The sequence below is a fragment of the Glaciibacter kafniensis genome (genome assembly GCF_039538945.1).
GTDB lineage: Bacteria > Actinomycetota > Actinomycetes > Actinomycetales > Microbacteriaceae > Cryobacterium > Cryobacterium kafniensis.
The window spans coordinates 297482-315129 of sequence record NZ_BAABCN010000004.1; the positions used below are offsets into that span (position 1 = coordinate 297482).

Annotated in this window: 18 protein-coding genes; 9 read left to right on the plus strand and 9 right to left on the minus strand. The window is 61.3% G+C overall.

The genetic code is table 11. The features are described from left to right. Positions 1 to 141: 141 nt before the first annotated feature. From trxB to ABD791_RS10720, 4 genes are all read left to right on the plus strand, one after another. Positions 142 to 1116: a thioredoxin-disulfide reductase gene (gene trxB / locus ABD791_RS10705; RefSeq protein WP_345066057.1), complete on the plus strand. Its 975-nt coding sequence runs from the start codon at positions 142 to 144 to the stop codon at positions 1114 to 1116. Positions 1117 to 1126: 10 nt separating this feature from the next. Continuing rightward, positions 1127 to 1450: a thioredoxin gene (gene trxA / locus ABD791_RS10710; RefSeq protein WP_345066060.1), complete on the plus strand. Its 324-nt coding sequence runs from the start codon at positions 1127 to 1129 to the stop codon at positions 1448 to 1450. A gap of 214 nt (positions 1451 to 1664) precedes the next feature. After that, a complete protein-coding gene (locus ABD791_RS10715) occupies positions 1665 to 2984 on the plus strand; it encodes an aminotransferase-like domain-containing protein (RefSeq protein ID WP_345066063.1) in 1320 nt (439 codons plus the stop codon). A 55-nt stretch (positions 2985 to 3039) separates the two neighbouring features. Further along, positions 3040 to 4041 carry a D-alanine--D-alanine ligase family protein gene (locus ABD791_RS10720; RefSeq protein WP_345066066.1) on the plus strand — a complete coding sequence of 334 codons (1002 nt, stop codon included), beginning with the start codon at positions 3040 to 3042 and terminating at the stop codon, positions 4039 to 4041. Between the two features lie 1969 nt (positions 4042 to 6010). Here the strand turns inward: ABD791_RS10720 and ABD791_RS21250 are convergent. From ABD791_RS21250 to rpmH, 9 genes are all read right to left on the minus strand, one after another. Further along, the gene (locus ABD791_RS21250; RefSeq protein ID WP_425562246.1) at positions 6011 to 6565 is read right to left on the minus strand and encodes a pentapeptide repeat-containing protein; all 555 of its coding nucleotides are present in this window, start codon (positions 6563 to 6565) and stop codon (positions 6011 to 6013) included. A gap of 53 nt (positions 6566 to 6618) precedes the next feature. Further along, positions 6619 to 7599: a ParB/RepB/Spo0J family partition protein gene (locus ABD791_RS10730; protein ID WP_345066072.1), complete on the minus strand. Its 981-nt coding sequence runs from the start codon at positions 7597 to 7599 to the stop codon at positions 6619 to 6621. Continuing rightward, a complete protein-coding gene (locus ABD791_RS10735; protein ID WP_345066076.1) occupies positions 7599 to 8537 on the minus strand; it encodes a ParA family protein in 939 nt (312 codons plus the stop codon). The genes ABD791_RS10730 and ABD791_RS10735 overlap by 1 nt, the downstream gene beginning before the upstream one ends. A gap of 89 nt (positions 8538 to 8626) precedes the next feature. Next, positions 8627 to 9256, minus strand: coding sequence for a 16S rRNA (guanine(527)-N(7))-methyltransferase RsmG (rsmG, locus tag ABD791_RS10740; protein ID WP_345066079.1), 630 nt, complete (start codon positions 9254 to 9256; stop codon positions 8627 to 8629). 14 nt (positions 9257 to 9270) lie between these two features. Beyond that, a complete protein-coding gene (locus tag ABD791_RS10745; RefSeq protein ID WP_345066081.1) occupies positions 9271 to 9831 on the minus strand; it encodes a Jag family protein in 561 nt (186 codons plus the stop codon). A gap of 15 nt (positions 9832 to 9846) precedes the next feature. After that, positions 9847 to 10818 carry a membrane protein insertase YidC gene (gene yidC, locus ABD791_RS10750; protein ID WP_345066084.1) on the minus strand — a complete coding sequence of 324 codons (972 nt, stop codon included), beginning with the start codon at positions 10816 to 10818 and terminating at the stop codon, positions 9847 to 9849. 8 nt (positions 10819 to 10826) lie between these two features. Further along, the gene (gene yidD / locus ABD791_RS10755; protein WP_345066087.1) at positions 10827 to 11138 is read right to left on the minus strand and encodes a membrane protein insertion efficiency factor YidD; all 312 of its coding nucleotides are present in this window, start codon (positions 11136 to 11138) and stop codon (positions 10827 to 10829) included. Positions 11139 to 11155: 17 nt separating this feature from the next. After that, positions 11156 to 11494 (minus strand): ribonuclease P protein component, encoded by a 339-nt coding sequence (rnpA, locus tag ABD791_RS10760; protein ID WP_345066090.1) that lies wholly within the window; start codon positions 11492 to 11494, stop codon positions 11156 to 11158. 8 nt (positions 11495 to 11502) lie between these two features. Next, a complete protein-coding gene (gene rpmH / locus ABD791_RS10765; protein ID WP_010204566.1) occupies positions 11503 to 11640 on the minus strand; it encodes a 50S ribosomal protein L34 in 138 nt (45 codons plus the stop codon). Positions 11641 to 12047: 407 nt separating this feature from the next. Here rpmH and dnaA point away from each other — a divergent pair, with 407 nt between their 5' ends. From dnaA to ABD791_RS10790, 5 genes are all read left to right on the plus strand, one after another. Next, the gene (gene dnaA, locus ABD791_RS10770; RefSeq protein WP_345066094.1) at positions 12048 to 13466 is read left to right on the plus strand and encodes a chromosomal replication initiator protein DnaA; all 1419 of its coding nucleotides are present in this window, start codon (positions 12048 to 12050) and stop codon (positions 13464 to 13466) included. Positions 13467 to 13850: 384 nt separating this feature from the next. Further along, the gene (gene dnaN / locus ABD791_RS10775) at positions 13851 to 14999 is read left to right on the plus strand and encodes a DNA polymerase III subunit beta (RefSeq protein WP_345066097.1); all 1149 of its coding nucleotides are present in this window, start codon (positions 13851 to 13853) and stop codon (positions 14997 to 14999) included. Between the two features lie 50 nt (positions 15000 to 15049). Then, positions 15050 to 15937, plus strand: coding sequence for a phosphogluconate dehydrogenase (NAD(+)-dependent, decarboxylating) (gene gnd / locus ABD791_RS10780; RefSeq protein ID WP_345066100.1), 888 nt, complete (start codon positions 15050 to 15052; stop codon positions 15935 to 15937). Between the two features lie 6 nt (positions 15938 to 15943). Further along, positions 15944 to 17101, plus strand: a complete 1158-nt coding sequence (gene recF / locus ABD791_RS10785; RefSeq protein WP_345066103.1) for a DNA replication/repair protein RecF — start codon at positions 15944 to 15946, stop codon at positions 17099 to 17101. Continuing rightward, positions 17094 to 17582, plus strand: coding sequence for a DciA family protein (locus tag ABD791_RS10790; protein WP_345066106.1), 489 nt, complete (start codon positions 17094 to 17096; stop codon positions 17580 to 17582). The genes recF and ABD791_RS10790 overlap by 8 nt, the downstream gene beginning before the upstream one ends. Positions 17583 to 17648: the final 66 nt, after the last annotated feature.

The following is a 17648-nucleotide window of genomic DNA, read 5'->3' on the forward strand; positions in this document are numbered from 1 at the left end:
CGCGCTGCGGCGGCTCCGAACCTCCTGTGTACCTCGAAGGAGGAACCAGAGGGTCGGAATAGCATCCGATTAGGATGTGTTGTACCGGTCAACGAGGCAGATTCCGCTGGCCTCGTCCCCGAAAACCCAAGGAGTGTGCGCGTGCGCCAGATCATCATCATCGGCTCCGGCCCAGCCGGATACACCGCCGCGATCTATGCTGCTCGTGCCAATTTGAAACCGCTTCTCATCGCCAGCTCGGTTGAGGCCGGCGGCGAACTGATGAACACGACAGACGTCGAGAACTTTCCCGGCTTTGCCGAGGGCATCCAGGGCCCAGAGCTCATGATGAAAATGCAGGAGCAGGCCGAGCGTTTCGGCACCGAGGTCGTCTACGACGACGTCACCGAGCTCGACCTGACCGGCCCGATCAAGAGCATCACGCTCGGTTCCGGCGAGAAGCACGAAGCCCTCGCCGTGATCTTCGCCACCGGCTCCGCCTACCGCAAGCTCGGCCTGCCCGACGAAGAGCGACTCTCGGGTCACGGCGTCTCCTGGTGTGCCACCTGCGACGGCTTCTTCTTCAAGGAGAAGGTCATTGCCGTTGTCGGCGGGGGAGACTCGGCGATGGAAGAGGCAACCTTCCTCACGCGTTTCGCCAGCAAGGTGTACGTCATCCACCGCAAGGACACCCTGCGCGCCTCCAAGATCATGCAGGAGCGTGCATTCGCCAACGACAAGATCGAGTTCATCTGGAACTCGGAAGTTGCCGGTATCACCGGTGCGGATGCCGTCGACGGCCTGGTTCTGCGCGACACCGTCACCGGCGTCGAAAGTGCACTCCCGGTCGGCGGTCTCTTCGTGGCGATCGGCAATGACCCGCGCACGCACCTCGTGCACGGCCAGCTGGACCTGACCGGTGAAGGCACGATCGCCGTGGCCGGACGGTCGTCCAAGACCAGCCAGACCGGTGTTTTTGCAGCCGGCGACGTGATCGACCCGACCTACCGTCAGGCCGTCACCGCCGCAGCATCCGGAACTGTCGCCGCACTCGACGCGGAGCACTACCTCGCGTCACTCCCCGAAGACCTGCTGGCTCGCGCCAGCGAATCCGAACTCGCAACCGTAACCAACTAAGGAGCCCCACATGAGCGCACGCGCCGTCACCGACGCGACTTTCGAACAGGAAGTCATCAACAACGAGAAGACAGTTCTTGTCGACTTCTGGGCCGAGTGGTGTGGCCCCTGCCGCGCTGTCAGCCCGATCCTCGACCAGATCGCCCTGGAGCACTCCGACAAGCTCGACATCGTCAAGCTCAACGTCGACGACAACCCGGCGCTGGCCGCGAAGTACCAGATCACCTCCATCCCGGCGATGAAGGTGTTCCAGAAGGGCGAGGTCGTCAAGACCGTTATCGGCGCCAAGCCGAAGCCTGCCCTCGAAGCCGACCTGGCCGCCTACCTCGCGTAGCCGTCGCCGTCGATTCAACGACCCCGCCCGGCTCACGCCGGGCGGGGTTTTTTGTATCTGCATGACGGATGCTCCGCGGAGCTGATGCACCACGGAGCTGACGCACCACAGGGCATACGCACCACAGGGCATAGGGCTGCTGCGCGGCACGTGCCGTGACGGCGCCTGCCGAGATCACACCATACGATTGAACCCTCACCAGAACGGAAGTGACGTGACAGAACAAGGCTCCCTCCAGGCCGGTAACAACCTCGACCCGTGGTACTCCCACTACGCCGAGCGAGCCGGGGGCCTGCGCGCCTCCGAGGTGCGCGCTCTCTTCGCCGTGGCATCCCGGCCAGAGGTCGTCTCACTCGCCGGGGGAATGCCATTCGTGGCAGCCCTCCCGCAGGAGCTGGTGATCGGCGCCATGGATCGCGTCATGCGCGAGCAGGGAGCCGTCGCACTGCAGTACGGATCCGGCCAGGGCGTTCCCGAACTGCGCGAACAGATCCTCGAGGTCATGGCGCTGGAGGGAATCAGCGCCAACGCCGACGACGTGGTGGTCACCACAGGCTCTCAGCACGCCCTGGAGCTCGTCAGCAAGCTTTTCCTGGACCCGGGTGACGTGGTGCTTTCTGAGGGCCCCAGCTACGTCACAGCGATGGTGATCTTCAAGTCGTACCAGGCCGAGGTCGAACACGTGCCGATGGACGAGAACGGGCTCATCCCCGAAGCCCTGCGCGAGCACATCAAGCGGGTCAAGGCCGCAGGCAAGACCATCAAGTTTCTCTACACAATTCCGAGCTTTCACAACCCCGCCGGCGTCACGCTGAGCTGGGAGCGTCGCGTCGAGATTCTGCAGATCGCCAAAGAGAACGACATCCTCGTGCTCGAGGACAATCCATACGGTCTGCTCTATTTCGATCGCCCGGCACCGGATGCGATGCGTTCGATCGAACAGGACGGCGTGGTCTATCTCGGCACGTTCTCCAAGACCCTCGCGCCCGGATTCCGGGTCGGCTGGGCGCTCGCACCCCACGCCATCCGCGAGAAGCTCGTGCTGGCCAACGAGGCGGCGGTGCTGTCGCCGAGTTCGTTCAGCCAGCTGGTCATCTCGGAGTACCTCAAGACCGCCGATTGGAAGGGTCAGATCAACACCTTCCGCGGCGTCTATCACGAGCGCAAGAATGCCATGATCTCGTCACTCGAGGAGTACCTGCCCGAGCTGAGCTGGACGAACCCCAACGGCGGGTTCTACGTCTGGGTGACTCTGCCCGAGCGCCTCGACTCGAAAGCGATGCTGCCGCGCGCGGTCAAGGAGCTTGTCGCGTACACGCCCGGCACCGCCTTCTTCGCGGATGGCGACGGTCACCAGAACATGCGTCTCTCGTTCTGTTATCCCACGCCTGCGAACATCCGTGTCGGCATCCGTCGCCTGGCCACCGTGATCCGTGGCGAGCTCGATCTGCTGGACACCTTTGCCGGCACCGGCTCTTTGGATGCCGCGCGGGACAACCGCCGGTTCAGCGCCCCGCCGCCCAACATCTCCTAATTCGCGAATCTGCCCAGACAGAATCTGCCCAGAACAGAGCAAGGGAACCCTGATCATGACTGACTCCACCCCTCTCGACAGCGCGTCACTCGACAGCGCTGTTTCCGACAAAGCCGTCCTCGACATTGTTGTTCTCGCCGGCGGCATCTCCCACGAGCGCGATGTCTCACTGCGGTCCGGTCGTCGCGTCGCGGATGCCCTGACCCACCTCGGCCACACCGTGCGCGTACTCGATCCAGACGCCGGTCTGCTGGCGGGGCTCGAAGCGAACCGCCCCGACGTCATCTGGCCGGCCCTGCACGGGGCCACAGGGGAGGACGGCGCGCTGTTGTCACTCCTCGGAACCACCGGCATTCCCACCGTCGGCTCGCGCGGTGCTGCGGCCGGTCTCGCCTGGTCCAAGCCGACGGCGAAGGAGCTCGTGCGCCGTGCGGGCTTTGCGACTCCGCACGGGATCGCACTCTCGACCGAGACCTTCCGTGACCTCGGCGCCGGCAGTGTTCTCGACCACCTCCTCGGCGCACTGGGCACGCCGCTCGTCGTGAAGCCGGCTGTCGGTGGGTCGGCGCAGGGCGTCACGATTGTCGACGACGCAGGCGCATTGCCTCGCGCGATGGTCAATGCGTACACCTATGCGGATGCCGCGCTCGTCGAAGCGAAGATCAGCGGCGTCGAGTTGGCCGTCACGGTCATCGACACGGGAGATGGCCCAACGGCTCTTCCCGCGGTGGAGATCGTTCCGCGCAGCGGTGTCTACAGCTTCGAGGCTCGCTACAACGCGGGGGAGACCCTGTTCTACACTCCCGCTCGCATCAGCGAGGCGACTGCCGCGCTGGTCAGTGAGACTGCCGTGGCGATTCACTCGCTGCTCGGTTTGCGCCACATCTCGCGGGTCGACCTCATCGTCGACGCCGAGGGAACCGCCTGGTTCCTGGAGGCGAACGTTCTTCCCGGCTTGACTGAAACCTCTTTGGTTCCTCAGTCGATTGAGGCCTCCGGCCGGTCGCTCGGCGAGGTCTATGTGGCACTGGCACGGGCGGCAATCGCGGGCAATTAGCCTCGCGCTCGCACCTCAATGAAGGCACATGTTTCACGTGAAACATGTGCCTTCATTGTTTCCGGATGTCTCGCTCGTGTCGCTCGTGTCGCTCGGGTCGCTCGGATCCGCTCGTTGGTCGATCCTGTCGAGGCCCTGAGCCGCTTCGCCATCGGGGGAGGGGATATGCCCTCTCGCTGATCGAGGAGGCCGCCCGCGATCGGGTCGAGACCCACTCCGGCCAATCCTCACACGCACCCCAGGCTGAGGGATTGGCTTGGTGGACGAACATCACCATTTCGGTGGTCGAGGAGCGAGCGCCAGCGAGCGTCTCGAGACCTCGCGAGCCGATGTTCACAAGCAACCCGAGTTCAAGGATCGGCTCGCGAGATCTCGAGACGCGGCCTCCTGCGTCGGCTGCTCCTCGATCAACGAAATGGCCCATCGACCCAATAGACGCGCGCTCCCTTCGCCGCGCGCTCCTCGGTCAACGAGATGGCCAGGTTCAGTGCCAGGCTCGAGCGGTCGCGACAGGCTTTACCACCCGCTACCCTCCGAGCGTGCGCCCGAATCGTCGCCCGCGTGGTCCGTGACGCGACAATATGAGCGCACGCACGGTGCCTCCGGACGGATTGGCGACGGGGTCTCTGTATCGATCGCTAGCTGGTCTGGTTGACAGCTGGCAGGCTGGTGCACATGCACAAGTGGAAGGTGACTCCCGAGGTCTCTGACCGTTCTTGTCGACCACCGGAACGCCGTTGCGCCGGTCGAAAACCGTGACGCCCGATGAGCTCACTAGGCGTGGAGGTTTTCAACCCGCGTGGTGCAATCGGGCCCGGCGTCCGACCCGCGTGGTGCAATCGGGCTCGGCGTCGGACCCGCGTGGCGGCATTCGGCCCGCGTGGCGCATGTACGCAGGGACGCTGATGGGCGGACTGCAAATTGCGCGCGTTGGGCGCCGCTGCGCGCATTGGCGCCGACCCGCGTGGCGGCACCGGACCCGCGTTGCGGCACCGGACCCGAGAAGCGGATGCGGTCTGTCTGACAGAGGTTCGCTGCCTCAACCGGCTACATCGCACGGTCAACTTTTTAGGAAACTCGACGCCCACGCGACTTGACATCACCCAGAGAAGGGTCGGGACGGCCGCGGGCGAGCCGATGTTCACACGCAACCCAAGTTCAAGGGTCGGCTCGCGAGATCTCGAGCTTCGGGGCCGCTGTGCGGCATTGTGGTGGACGAATTTGACCATTTCGTTGGTCGAGGAGGCCGCCCGCGATCGGGTCGAGACCCCGTGAGCCGACGTTTGAACGCAACCCGAGTTCAAGGATTGGCTCGCGAGATCTCGAGACGCGTGCTCGCAAGCTCGCGCGCTCCTCGATCAACGAAAAGGTCATATACCTCATAGACGCGTCCGTCTCCGTCGCGTGCTCCTCGGCCAACGAAATGACCAAGTTCTGCGCCAGGCTCGCGACAGGATCGACCACCGGCCCACCCTCCGTGCGTGCGCCCGAATCGTCGCCCGCGTGGTCCAAGACGCGACAATTTGAGCGCACGCACGGAACCGCCGGGTGCGGTTGGTTGTCGAAACACAACCGACGAGACCGGACACTTCGCACGTAGACCAGAGCCCACCGACTCCCGCGTCAATGTCATGCGCCGAACCGGGCGCGTCGGCAACCGTCAAAAAAGTAGCGCCACCAACTCGCCTAGAGCCACCACCGGCTTCAGACGCCCACCCCACCTAAACCATCGAGGGGTTGCCAGATCCACCAGATGGAGGCACTCTCATGAGGAGCCATCGTGTGTTTGTGTCCATAGAGTACGTATCCTTCATTGGTTCGCACTGACCATCACACGATGGCTCTTTTGTGTGGGCAATGACACAAATTTCACGCGCGGACCGATTCCCCACATGACCAAACGCATGCCAGACGGATCGCGCAATGTTTCACGTGAAACACTGCTCAGTTCGTGAGAAACCTCGCCTGATCAGGCAATACGGTCAGAACCGTTCCAAAAATCAGTTTTGACATCTGTCGCGATCACGGGAGGCCGAAATCTCGGCAGAATCCGTCCTGGTGAAGCGAAATTGAGAATATCCGCCCGACCCATCAGCGCAACGGGGAAAAGCGCGACTTCGATTTCAACTTCACGGAGGCAATTGCGAAATCGAGTCGGCCGACATAGCCACCGAACTAGATCATCCGCTCGAAAACGACCGGCAAGTGGGGAGTGGCGATCGAAGACGTCAAACTCGGCGAGGTCGAAACAGTGGAGGTCGACACAGTGGAGGTCGACACGGTGGAGGTCGACACAGTGGAGGTCGACACGGTGGAGGTCGACACGGTGGAGGTCGACACGGTGGAGGTCGACACGGTGGAGGTCAACTCGATCGAACGAGGGGGTCCGAAGGTCGACCCCGTCGACAGTGACGGGGGCGCTAGCCGAGTCAGCAACGGGGGCAGGGAGCAGGCTCACCCAACGCAGATCCCAACCGGCTCGATCAAACGATCTATCCGAACCGGCAAACAAAAAGGGGCGCATGTTTCACGTGAAACATGCGCCCGAAGTGTGTGTGTGTGTGTGCGGGGGAGTGGCTAGTTGGAGCCGAAACCCGGCTCGCCCAGAATGCCCAGGATACGATTCAGGTCACCGATTGTGGCGAAATCGACGGTCACCTGGCCCTTACGAGCACTCAATTTGATCTTCACCCGAGTGTCGAGTCGGTCTCCGAGACGGTCTGCGATCTCGTTGAGCTGCCCCTGACGCCCACCGGGCGTCGGCTTCGGCGCGACCGGCTCCTGCGGAGTCGACATCGCGGCAGCGGCCTCGGCCGCACGCACCGAGAGGTCTTCATTCACGATCTTGTCGGCCAGCTTGAGCATGCCCTCACGGTCCGAAACCGAGAGGATCGCGCGGGCGTGACCCGCACTCAGTACACCGGCGGCAACGCGCAGCTGCACTGATTCCGGGAGCTTCAGCAGGCGCAGCGTATTGGTGATTTGCGGCCGTGACCGGCCAATTTTCGAAGCAAGCTGGTCTTGGGTGATTCCAAAGTCCGAGAGAAGCTGTTGGTAGGCCGACGCCTCTTCCAGTGGGTTGAGCTGAGCGCGGTGCAGGTTCTCAAGCAGAGCGTCGCGCAGCATGTCGACATCGGCGGTGTCGCGTACGACCGCGGGAATGCTGTCGAGTCCGACCTCGCGGGTAGCGCGCAAACGACGCTCACCCATGACAAGTTCGTACTTTCCGACCCGATCGGGGTGCGGGCGCACGACGATCGGCTGCAGCACGCCGATTTCACGGATGCTGTGCACCAGTTCAGCGAGGTCAGCCTCGTTGAACACGGTGCGCGGCTGCTGCGCGTTCGGGATGATGTCGGCGGGATTCAGGTGAGCCAGGCGCGCACCGGGCACGGCCAACAATTCGTCGGGGTACTCGACCTCACGCTTCTTCGTGCGCGGGGCATCCGCCGGGCCTGATTGCGGAAAGAAGACATCGACCGGACGGGCCGGTTTGGTCTCATCTTGCATCGGGATCAGTGCGCCGATTCCACGGCCGAGGCCAGTCCGTTTCGCCATTAGCGCTGTGATCCTGTCTGTGGTGCGCCCCGATGGGCGATTTCTGCCGCTGCTTCGAGGTAGGAGAGCGACCCTGCTGAGTTCAAATCGTAGCTGATGACGCTCTGACCATAGCTCGGCGCCTCAGAAACGCGCACAGAACGCGGAATCAGGGTCTTGAGAACCTGTTTCGGGAAGTGATCGCGCACATCCTGCGCCACCTGGTTCGCCAAATTGGTGCGGCTGTCGTACATCGTGAGCAGAATCGTCGAGACCGACAGGTCAGGGTTCAAATGCTTCTCGATGAGCTCGATGTTCTTGAGCAGTTGGCTCAGCCCTTCAAGCGCGTAGTACTCGCACTGAATCGGGATAAGTACCTCGCGGGCAGCTACGAACGCGTTGATCGTGAGCAGGCCCAGTGACGGCGGGCAATCAATGAAAACGTAGTCGAACGGCTCTTCGAGCCCCTGCATATAGAGGTCGAGTGCGCGACGGAGGCGCTGCTCCCTGGCAACGAGAGAGACAAGCTCAATCTCGGCGCCGGCGAGGTGGATCGTGGCCGGCACGCAGTAGAGCGCACCGAACTCTGGGCTCTTCTGCACCGCATCACCGAGTGGAAGGTCGTTGACGATGACGTCATAGACACTCGCCGTATCGGCGCGGTGGTCAACACCCAACGCAGTGGAGGCGTTGCCCTGCGGGTCCAGGTCGATGACGAGCACACGGGCGCCCTGACGGGCAAGTGCGGCTGCGATGTTGACGGCCGTCGTCGTCTTACCCACGCCGCCCTTCTGGTTCGAGATCGTCATCACCCGCGTCTTTTCGGGCTTGGGCAGCCGTTCGGATGCGATGGCCTGGCGGCGACGCGTCAGGTCGGCAATCTCACGAGCCAGGGGAGTGGCCCCATCAAATACCGAAGCGCTGTTGCTGCTGTGCTGGTCTTCACCAGGATGTTTCACGTGAAACCTTTGCGTTGTGACGGTCGATTGGCCACCCGAAAAAGCATTCGGATGGCACTCCAGCCGGGGCAGGCGGAGGAATCCGGGGACTAATCTACTGTAGCCCTAATGACTCGCGTGACGTCCTGCAGCACACCCTCGCCGAGAGTAATCACCTCGACGTCGGTCAACCGATACTTGCGAATCGCCTTGGCTGCCGCATCAACTTCGCCCTGCGCACCGGCACCCTTCATCAACACGAGCTCACCACCCGGGCGAAGCAGCGGAGCGGTCAGCGGAATCAGCGTGCGAAATGCACTCACAGCGCGAGCCGTCACCTGGTCGAATGGCTGCGTCAAACGCACGTCTTCGGCACGGGCGCGATTAACCTTCACGTTGGTGAGGCCGAGAGCCGCAACTTGATCGTTCAGCCAGGCGCACCGGCGTTCCATCGGCTCGATCAACACGAACGATACATCGGGGCGTGCAATCGCCAGAACAAGGCCGGGCAAACCAGCACCCGATCCGACGTCGCCAACCAGGCCGGGGCGAAGCAGCGGCGCCACAATCGCACAGTTCAGGATGTGTCGGCTCCAGAGCCGGGGGAGTTCCAGGGGTCCGATCAGACCGAGTTCCTCGCCCTGATCGGCGAGATTCTGGGTGAACGCGCGCGCCACCGGCAACTGCTCGCCGAAAAGCTCGGCGGCAGCGGCGGGTTCAGCCTCAAGAAGATCGGTCATCGTTTCACGTGAAACTATGAAGCGGTGATGACGGTGTGACGGTCGCGGCCTTCGCCCTGCGACTCGGAAACGTAGCCACGCGCTGAGACAATGTCGTGAACCAGCTTGCGATCGTAGGACGACATCGCGGGCAGGTCAGCCTCTGAAGCGCCTTCTTCGATGCGCTCGATCGCCCGGGTGACGAGACCCTGCAGCTCGGCCTCACGTGCATCGCGCGAACCGCCGATGTCGAGGATCAGGCGAGAGAACGACCCAGTCTTGTTCTGCACGGCGAGGCGCGTGAGCTCCTGCAGCGCGGTGACGGTCTCCGGCTTGGAGAGCAGACGCAGGTTGGCAGCCTCTGTGGCATTCACCGACAGGTAAGCGCGTCCATTGCGGGCATCGATGTCGATGTCACCGTCGAGGTCGCAGATGTCGAGAAACTCTTCGATGTAGTCGGCGGCAATGTCGCCCTCACGCTCGAGCTGGTCGAGTGTGGGCGCTTCACTGCTCGTCGCGTCGGCAGCATCGGTGGGGGCCGGCGCCGTTTCTACAGCGGCGGCATCCGGGTCAATCAGGTCAAGGTTGTCAGTCACTGTGATCTTCGCCTTCTACTTTTTCGGCCCGGTTTGCTTCTTCGCGCGATTCTTACCCACCGGCTGCTGACGCTGTGCCGGCTTCTTGGGCTCCTCGACCACGATCACATCGCCGTCTTTGGCGATGAGTTTGCCCTTGCGAGCGAGACGTTCCTCGCGGGCCTTTGCTGCTTCACTGCCCGGGGTGGGCATGTTGCGGATGACCAAGAACTGCTGTGCCATCGTCCAAATGTTGGAGGTGAGCCAGTAGAACATGACGCCCAGCGGGAATGCGACACCGGAGAAGGCGAAGACCAGCGGGAGCAAGTAGAGCATGATGCGCTGCTGCTTGAACATCGGGCTGGCCTTGGTCTCCGGCGACATGTTCTTGGAGACGATCTGCAGCTGGGTGATGAACTGCGAGGCGGTCATCAGAATGACCATCGTGGCGGCGATCCACATGACCTCGGCGTTGAACGGCTGACCGGCGGTCATCAACGTCCACTGCGAAGCGAAGGAATCCTTCAACGGAGCCCCGAAGAGCTCGGCGTTGGCGAAACTGGCCGACAGGTCCACGTCCAACGGCCCGACGCCGCCCTTGCCGTGCTGGGCATCGTTCAACACCGAGAACAGGGCGAAGAAGATCGGCATCTGCAAAAGCAGGGGGAGGCACGAACTCAGCGGGTTGGTTCCCGTGCGCTTGTACAACTCCATGGTCTCTCGGGACATGGCCTCGCGAGAGAACTGGTCTTTCTTACCCTTGTACTTGTCTTGGATCTTCTTCAGCTGCGGGGCAACCTCGAGCATCTTGCGCTGGCTTCTGATCTGCCGAACGAAGATGGGAATGAGGGCCGCACGAACAACGAGGACCAGGCCGACGATGGACAGCACCCAGGTGATACCTGCAGCGGGGTCCATGCCAATGGCGGCGAACAGCCAATGGAAGGCAACGAGGAGAAGCTCAACCGCCCACTTCAGCGGCCAGAGAATCGTTCCAATGATGTCCATACTTCGGGTCAGCCCTTTCCATGGCTTAGTGCGACGACAAAACCAAATCGCGTCACTTCATAGCGACGCGTGCGTTTCAACGGAACGTCATCGATTCCGCCTTCCGCCCACGGATGGCACCGGGCCAGCCGACGAGCAGCCAACGCCGACCCGACCACCAGCCCGTGTTCCTGCACTGCGCCCAAGGCGTAGGCCGAACACGATGGGTAGTACCGGCAGACATCGCCGTAAAGCGGAGAGATCACAGCTCGGTAGACGCGAAGAAGCACCACTCCCGCATTGCGGGGGAGGAGCCAGAGCGTCGACAGGATTCTGTTCATCTCTCGTGCGTCACCACTTACCGAGAATTGCCCTTGTGCAATGCCGCCGAAAGTTCGGTGCGCAATGCGGACCACGTCGCCGCGTTCGCCGACGGCAGCGCCCGGATGACGACATCCGTTCCCGGGCGCACCGTCGACAACAATTCGTAGCTCGCCGCTTTCAAGCGCCGACGAATGAGGTTGCGATTCACTGCATTACCCACATTCTTCGCGACGATGAAGCCAAACCGCGGGGGAGTGGCGTCAGAGTTCGTGCGGAGATAGGTCACCAAATGGGGACCAACAACGCGTGAACCCCGGCGAACGACTGCTTTGTAGTCGCTCCCACTCGTGATCCGATTGGTCTGCGCGAGCACCGGAGTGCTTAAGCGGAGAGTTCGGTGCGACCCTTGCGACGGCGAGCACCGAGGATTGCACGGCCGGCGCGGGTACGCATGCGCAGGCGGAAGCCGTGCACCTTGGCGCGGCGGCGGTTGTTCGGCTGGAAAGTTCTCTTGCTCATAATTCGTTCTCCACGTCTTGAATTTCCGCATGCCAAACACAGGCCGGGAAAGAAAATTGGGCAGCCCATGGGCTGAGGTCAACTGATTAAAACTACGGCCTTGCGTAGTAATGGTCAAACCCGGTAGGTCCAAACGCGGAATTCTCCACAATAATCGCGCCAACCCTCGCAGTGACACGCCGAGAAAACTAAGGTGAGCTTGATCCTGAACCCCGGAATTGACTACCGTGATCACGAGTTATCCACAGGTTTTTGTACGGAACCTGTGAGTTGTACCGGATTTACCCACAGGCAGTGGATAACTTTGTGAATACTTTGACTGACCCTCAGCAGAGCGGCCAAATTCGGCAAAACGGGCACGACCCGCGCTCACGGGCGGCAGAAAAAAATACAGATTGTGGAGAACCATGGCAGACGGGGAACAACCGATCGCGGATACGTGGCAGGCAGTCCTGACCACTTTGGAGTCCGACGACACCATCACCCCGATGTTGTACGGCTTCTTGAACCTCGTCGAGCCCAAGGGAATCGCCGCCGGAACCTTCTACCTGGAGGTTCCCAACGAATTCACGGCAAGCATGCTCAATCAACGGATGCGTGTTCCTCTTCTCGCTGCGATGGGGCAGCTTGACGAAACCACCGCCGTTTCTACGTTCTATGTGGTCGTCAACCCGGAGCTGGAGCAGGAATCCCTGCGTCCGATTCACGAAGAGATTCCGATTCCCGACGTCGAAACGCCGGCCACCCCGCAGTCAGTTTTTGAAACCACGCCGCAGGAACGTCCCCACGACACCCGGTTGAACGCTAAGTACAGTTTCGACAACTTCGTCATCGGGCAATCGAACCGGTTTGCGCATGCTGCGGCCGTCGCTGTCGCCGAAGCTCCGGCCAAGGCGTACAACCCACTGTTCATCTACGGGTCGTCTGGGCTGGGCAAGACTCACCTCTTGCACGCCATCGGCCACTACGCGATGACCATGTACCCGGGAATCCGGGTTCGGTACGTCAGTTCCGAAGAGTTCACCAACGACTTCATCAACTCGATCGCCAATAACCGAGGCTCGCTGTTCCAGTCTCGATACCGCAACATCGACATCCTGATGATTGACGACATCCAGTTCTTGCAGGGCAAGGCTGAGACGCAGGAAGCGTTCTTCCACACCTTCAACACCCTGCACGACCACAACAAGCAGGTGGTCATCACCAGCGACCTGCCGCCGAAGGCACTGACAGGTTTCGAAGACCGTATGCGTTCACGGTTCGAGTGGGGCCTCATCACGGATGTCCAGGCTCCCGACCTCGAAACCCGCATCGCCATCCTGCGCAAGAAGGCGCAGAGCGAGAAGCTGCAGGTGCCTCACGACATCCTGGAATACATGGCCACGAAGGTCTCCTCGAATATCCGGGAGCTCGAGGGAACCCTGATCCGGGTAACCGCCTTCGCCAGCCTCAACCGCACCGTCGTCGACATGGACCTCGTGCAGACCGTGCTGAAGGACCTCATCACGCTCGATGAGGACAACGTCATCGCGCCGGTCGACATCATCACGAACACCGCCGATTACTTCAAACTGACCGTCGACGACCTCTACGGGTCGTCTCGGTCACAGGCCGTCGCGACCGCCAGGCAGATCGCCATGTACCTCTGCAGAGAGCTGACGAACCTGTCGCTGCCGAAAATTGGGCAGCTCTTCGGAAACCGCGATCACACAACGGTGATGTACGCCAACAAGAAGATCAGTGAACTGATGAAAGAACGGCGCTCGATCTACAACCAGGTGACCGAACTCACCAACCGGATCAAGCAGAACCACCGCTACAAGTAGAGAAACCTCCCGGGTTAAGGAAAATTTTTTTCTTTACACACCTGTGGATAACTCTGTGGAAAGTTAATGAACAACTGGGCACTACCTGTTGAAACTCGGATGCGACATGGGGAAACTCACAATTCTTGTCATTCGACATCGATAGTGAGTTACACAAAATCCCACAGGCTCCCCACAAGTCACATGGTTGTAGTTCCCAATGGCTGATTGACGAATGACAAGTTATCCACAGTTTCCACACCGGTTAAGACCATTAACAATTAATTTAAGATTTCTGTCATTCGACAACCTTGACCGGCCAGCGGGCCGGGTCGCCGGGCAGAACTCGAAGACGACTAGCATTGAGGCCAGCATCAACCGCCTCCCATCGACAGGAGTGAATTCGTGAGATTTCAAGCCAATCGGGATGTCTTCAGCGAAGCTGTGTCTTTCGCTGTCAAGCTCCTCCCTCAACGCACGACCCTGCCCATCCTGAGCGGTGTGCTGATTGAGGCGACCGAAAACGGCTTGATCTTGTCGTCATTCGACTACGAAGTTTCAGCTCAGACTGAGATTGCTGCCGATGTTGAAGAGACCGGCAGAGTTCTCGTTTCAGGCCGGCTCCTGGCCGAAATCGCCAGTCGGATGCCGAATGCACCGGTGCGTTTCTCCACTGACGAGTCCCGAATCACCGTCAAGTGTGGTTCAGCAAGCTTTACCCTGTTGTCGATGCCCGTCGAGGAATACCCGAGCATCCCGCAGGTGAACACCGAATCTGGTTTGGTTCCGGCCGAAGAGTTCGCTGCAGCCATCGCCCAGGTCGCCGTCGCGGCATCTCGCGATGATGTCACTCCGGTGATCACCGGAGTGCAGCTCGAGGTTTCTGAAAACAGTCTCGGCCTTGTCGCCACCGACCGCTACCGAGTCGCCGTGCGTGAGATTAACTGGGATTCAGGCAGCAACAGCAACGCCGAAACCATCACTGCGTTGGTTCCTGCCCGCACATTGCAAGAAGTCGGCAAGACATTCGGCCACAGCGGAACGATCTCGGTCGCCATCACGAACACCGACGACCGTGAGCTCATCGCCTTCACCGCCGACAAGAAGACGGTCACTTCTTTGCTGATCAAGGGCAATTTTCCGCCCGTTCGTCGGTTGTTCCCCGAGACGGTCGACAACTACGCGGTGATGAACACCGCCGACCTGATCGAAGCCACCCGGCGGGTGCAGCTCGTACTGGAACGTGAGGCTGCCCTCCGGTTCACCTTCACGTCTGAAGGCCTGACGCTCGAGGCCATCGGATCGGAACAAGCCCAGGCCTCCGAAGCGATCGACGCCATCCTGACCGGAACCGACACGGTTGTCTCACTCAAGCCGCAGTTCTTGCTCGATGGTTTGGGTGCTGTGCACTCCGAGTATGTGCGCATCTCGTTCACCAAGACCGAGAACCCGAACAAGCCGGGCCCGGTGCTGATCACGAGCCAGACATCGCGTGAAGAGCCTGGAGCAGACAGCTACAAGTACCTTTTGCAGCCCAACCTGCTGTTGCGCTAGAAATCTCACGCTCTGTTTCCCGCCCAGTTTCAAGCCGAAAGGATCTCCACATGCACATCGGAATCATTGGTCTCGGAAAAATGGGCGCGAACATGCGGGAGCGTCTGCGGAACGCCGGAATCACGGTCACTGGTTTCGACCAGAATCCCGACCTCACCGATGTGGCAACGACTGCCGATCTGATTGCGGCGCTGCCGGCTCCGCGCCTGGTCTGGGTGATGGTTCCGTCAGGTGCGATTACCGACTCGGTGATCGAAGATCTCTCGCAGAAGCTTGAAGCCGGCGACCTCGTCATCGATGGGGGCAACTCTCGGTTTACCGAGGACTTCAAGCATGGCGCGCTGCTCGAGACAAAGGGCATCAACTTTGTTGATGCCGGTGTCTCGGGCGGTGTATGGGGACTGGCCAATGGCTATGGCCTGATGGTGGGCGGAAAAGCCGATCAGATCGAGCGGGCGATGCCGGTATTCGATGCGCTGCGTCCCGAGGGTCCGCGTGACGAAGGCTTCGTGCACGCCGGCGAAATTGGCGCGGGCCACTACGCAAAAATGGTGCACAACGGCATCGAATATGCACTGATGCAGGCCTATGCCGAGGGCTACGAGCTGCTCGACAAGCGCAGCGATCTCGTCACCGATGTTCCGGGAATCTTCAAGGCGTGGCAGCGCGGCACCGTCGTGCGCTCCTGGTTGCTCGAGCTGCTCGTTCGTGCTCTCGAAGAAGACCCGGAATTCGAAGACATCGAAGGTTTCGTCGAGGATTCGGGTGAAGGCCGCTGGACGATCGAGGAAGCCCTCGCGAACGCCGTTCCGGTTCCGACGATCAGTGCCTCGATTTTTGCCCGCTTCGTCTCGCGCCAGGAAGACTCTCCGGCGATGAAGGCCGTCGCGGCCCTGCGCAACCAGTTCGGTGGCCACGCTGTGAAAAAGGCAGACTGACCAGGAGTGCGTGTCACCCACCTGTCGCTGACAGACTTTCGCAACTACCAACAAGCCGATGTGCCATTCTCGCCGGGCTCGAACCTCATTGTCGGGCGCAACGGTCAGGGAAAAACCAATCTTGTTGAAGCCCTCGGCTACTTGAGCACGCTGGGTTCGCACCGGGTGTCCAACGACAAGGCGATGATCAGAGCAGGCCTCGACGCCGCGATCATCCGCGCGAAGCTCGAGTACAACGGCCGCGAGATTCTGGCCGAGGTTCAGCTGAATCGCACCGGGCAGAATCGTGGCCAGGTGAACCGGTCGGTGATTCGGATGCGTGACCTCCCTCGTTACTTTTCGAGCGTGCTGTTCGCGCCGGAAGATCTCGCTCTCGTGCGGGGCGATCCGTCGGTGCGTCGCCGTTTTCTCGACCAGCTCTTGATCTTGCGCACGCCGCGACTTGCCGGTGTTTTGGCTGACTACGACCGTGTTCTCAAGCAGCGAAACACCCTGTTGAAGTCGGCGCGCGCGTCGGGAGCGCGGGGCACGCAACTGAATACCCTCGATATCTGGGACGAACGCCTCGTCGCGCTCGGCGCCGAGATCATCGATGAGCGTGCCGAGTTGGTGCGGTTGCTCGGCCCTCCGCTGAAAGCGGCCTATCACGCGGTCGCCGGTGAAGACCATGGGCCGGCATTGATCTCATCGCTGAGCATTTTGGGTGCGACGGATGATGACGCTGACGCTGGTGACTCTCGGGTCTCGACAGGCTCGACCACCGGAAGCACCGCCGATGTGTTTCGGACGGCGTTGGAGGGCCTCCGCCGCAAAGAGCTCGAACGTGGATTGACCTTGGCCGGCCCACACAGGGACGACCTGGTTTTCATGCTCAATGCGCTGCCGGCGAAGGGGTACGCCAGTCACGGCGAATCCTGGTCATTCGCACTGGCGTTGAAGCTCGCGTCGGCCGAACTGTTGCGCCGGGATTCAGCCAGCGGCGACCCCGTGCTGATTCTCGACGACGTTTTCGCCGAGCTCGACCAGTCACGTCGTCGTCGGTTGGCCGAAGCTGTTGCCGGGTTCGAACAGGTGTTGATCACCGCGGCAGTGCTCGAAGATGTGCCGGAATCGTTGGCCGCGCACACGGTGCACATCGAAGCGGGGACGGTCATCGATGGCTGAGCCGAGCGAGGCATCCCGCGTCTATTCGCGGTTCAAAGACGTCTTCGGCGACCCGTATGCCCGCCGCTCGAAAGGTCGAAAGAGGCCGCAGGATCAAGCGGGGTCGAGCGTTCCCTTCGGCGTCGGCCGTGACCCGCGGGGTCTGGGCGACACGATCAATTCCCTGACGATTCAACTGGGCTGGAACTCTTCGCTGGCTCAATCCGAGTTGCTGGAGTCGTGGGCGGAGCTGGCCGGAGAAGAGACGGCCAAGCACTCACGCCCCGCTGGAATCGACGAGGGAATTCTGACCGTGCATTGTGAGTCGACTGCGTGGGCGACTCAGCTGCGGTTGATGCGGGTTGAAATCATGACTCACATCGCGACGAGATACCCAGATGCCGGCATTGCGTCGATCCGCTTTCAGGGACCCAACGCCCCTTCCTGGAAAAAGGGTCCCAGATCAATTCCAGGGCGGGGTCCGCGCGATACCTACGGGTAGCTAAACAAATTCGGTCAACCTCGCCAACAAAACGCGTTAGATCAGCGATTCGGCCCGGTGGACTCG

What these genes read in the sequence shown, in the direction of transcription:
- trxA (WP_345066060.1), top strand. Translation starts at nt 1,127, where the DNA reads ATGAGCGCACGCGCCGTCACCGACGCGACTTTCGAACAGGAAGTCATC.
- gnd (WP_345066100.1), top strand. Translation starts at nt 15,050, where the DNA reads ATGCACATCGGAATCATTGGTCTCGGAAAAATGGGCGCGAACATGCGG.
- ABD791_RS10790 (WP_345066106.1), top strand. Translation starts at nt 17,094, where the DNA reads ATGGCTGAGCCGAGCGAGGCATCCCGCGTCTATTCGCGGTTCAAAGAC.
- ABD791_RS21250 (WP_425562246.1), bottom strand. Translation starts at nt 6,565, where the DNA reads ATGCGCCCCTTTTTGTTTGCCGGTTCGGATAGATCGTTTGATCGAGCC.
- dnaA (WP_345066094.1), top strand. Translation starts at nt 12,048, where the DNA reads ATGGCAGACGGGGAACAACCGATCGCGGATACGTGGCAGGCAGTCCTG.
- yidC (WP_345066084.1), bottom strand. Translation starts at nt 10,818, where the DNA reads ATGGACATCATTGGAACGATTCTCTGGCCGCTGAAGTGGGCGGTTGAG.
- ABD791_RS10720 (WP_345066066.1), top strand. Translation starts at nt 3,040, where the DNA reads ATGACTGACTCCACCCCTCTCGACAGCGCGTCACTCGACAGCGCTGTT.
- rpmH (WP_010204566.1), bottom strand. Translation starts at nt 11,640, where the DNA reads ATGAGCAAGAGAACTTTCCAGCCGAACAACCGCCGCCGCGCCAAGGTG.
- yidD (WP_345066087.1), bottom strand. Translation starts at nt 11,138, where the DNA reads ATGAACAGAATCCTGTCGACGCTCTGGCTCCTCCCCCGCAATGCGGGA.
- rsmG (WP_345066079.1), bottom strand. Translation starts at nt 9,256, where the DNA reads ATGACCGATCTTCTTGAGGCTGAACCCGCCGCTGCCGCCGAGCTTTTC.
- ABD791_RS10730 (WP_345066072.1), bottom strand. Translation starts at nt 7,599, where the DNA reads ATGGCGAAACGGACTGGCCTCGGCCGTGGAATCGGCGCACTGATCCCG.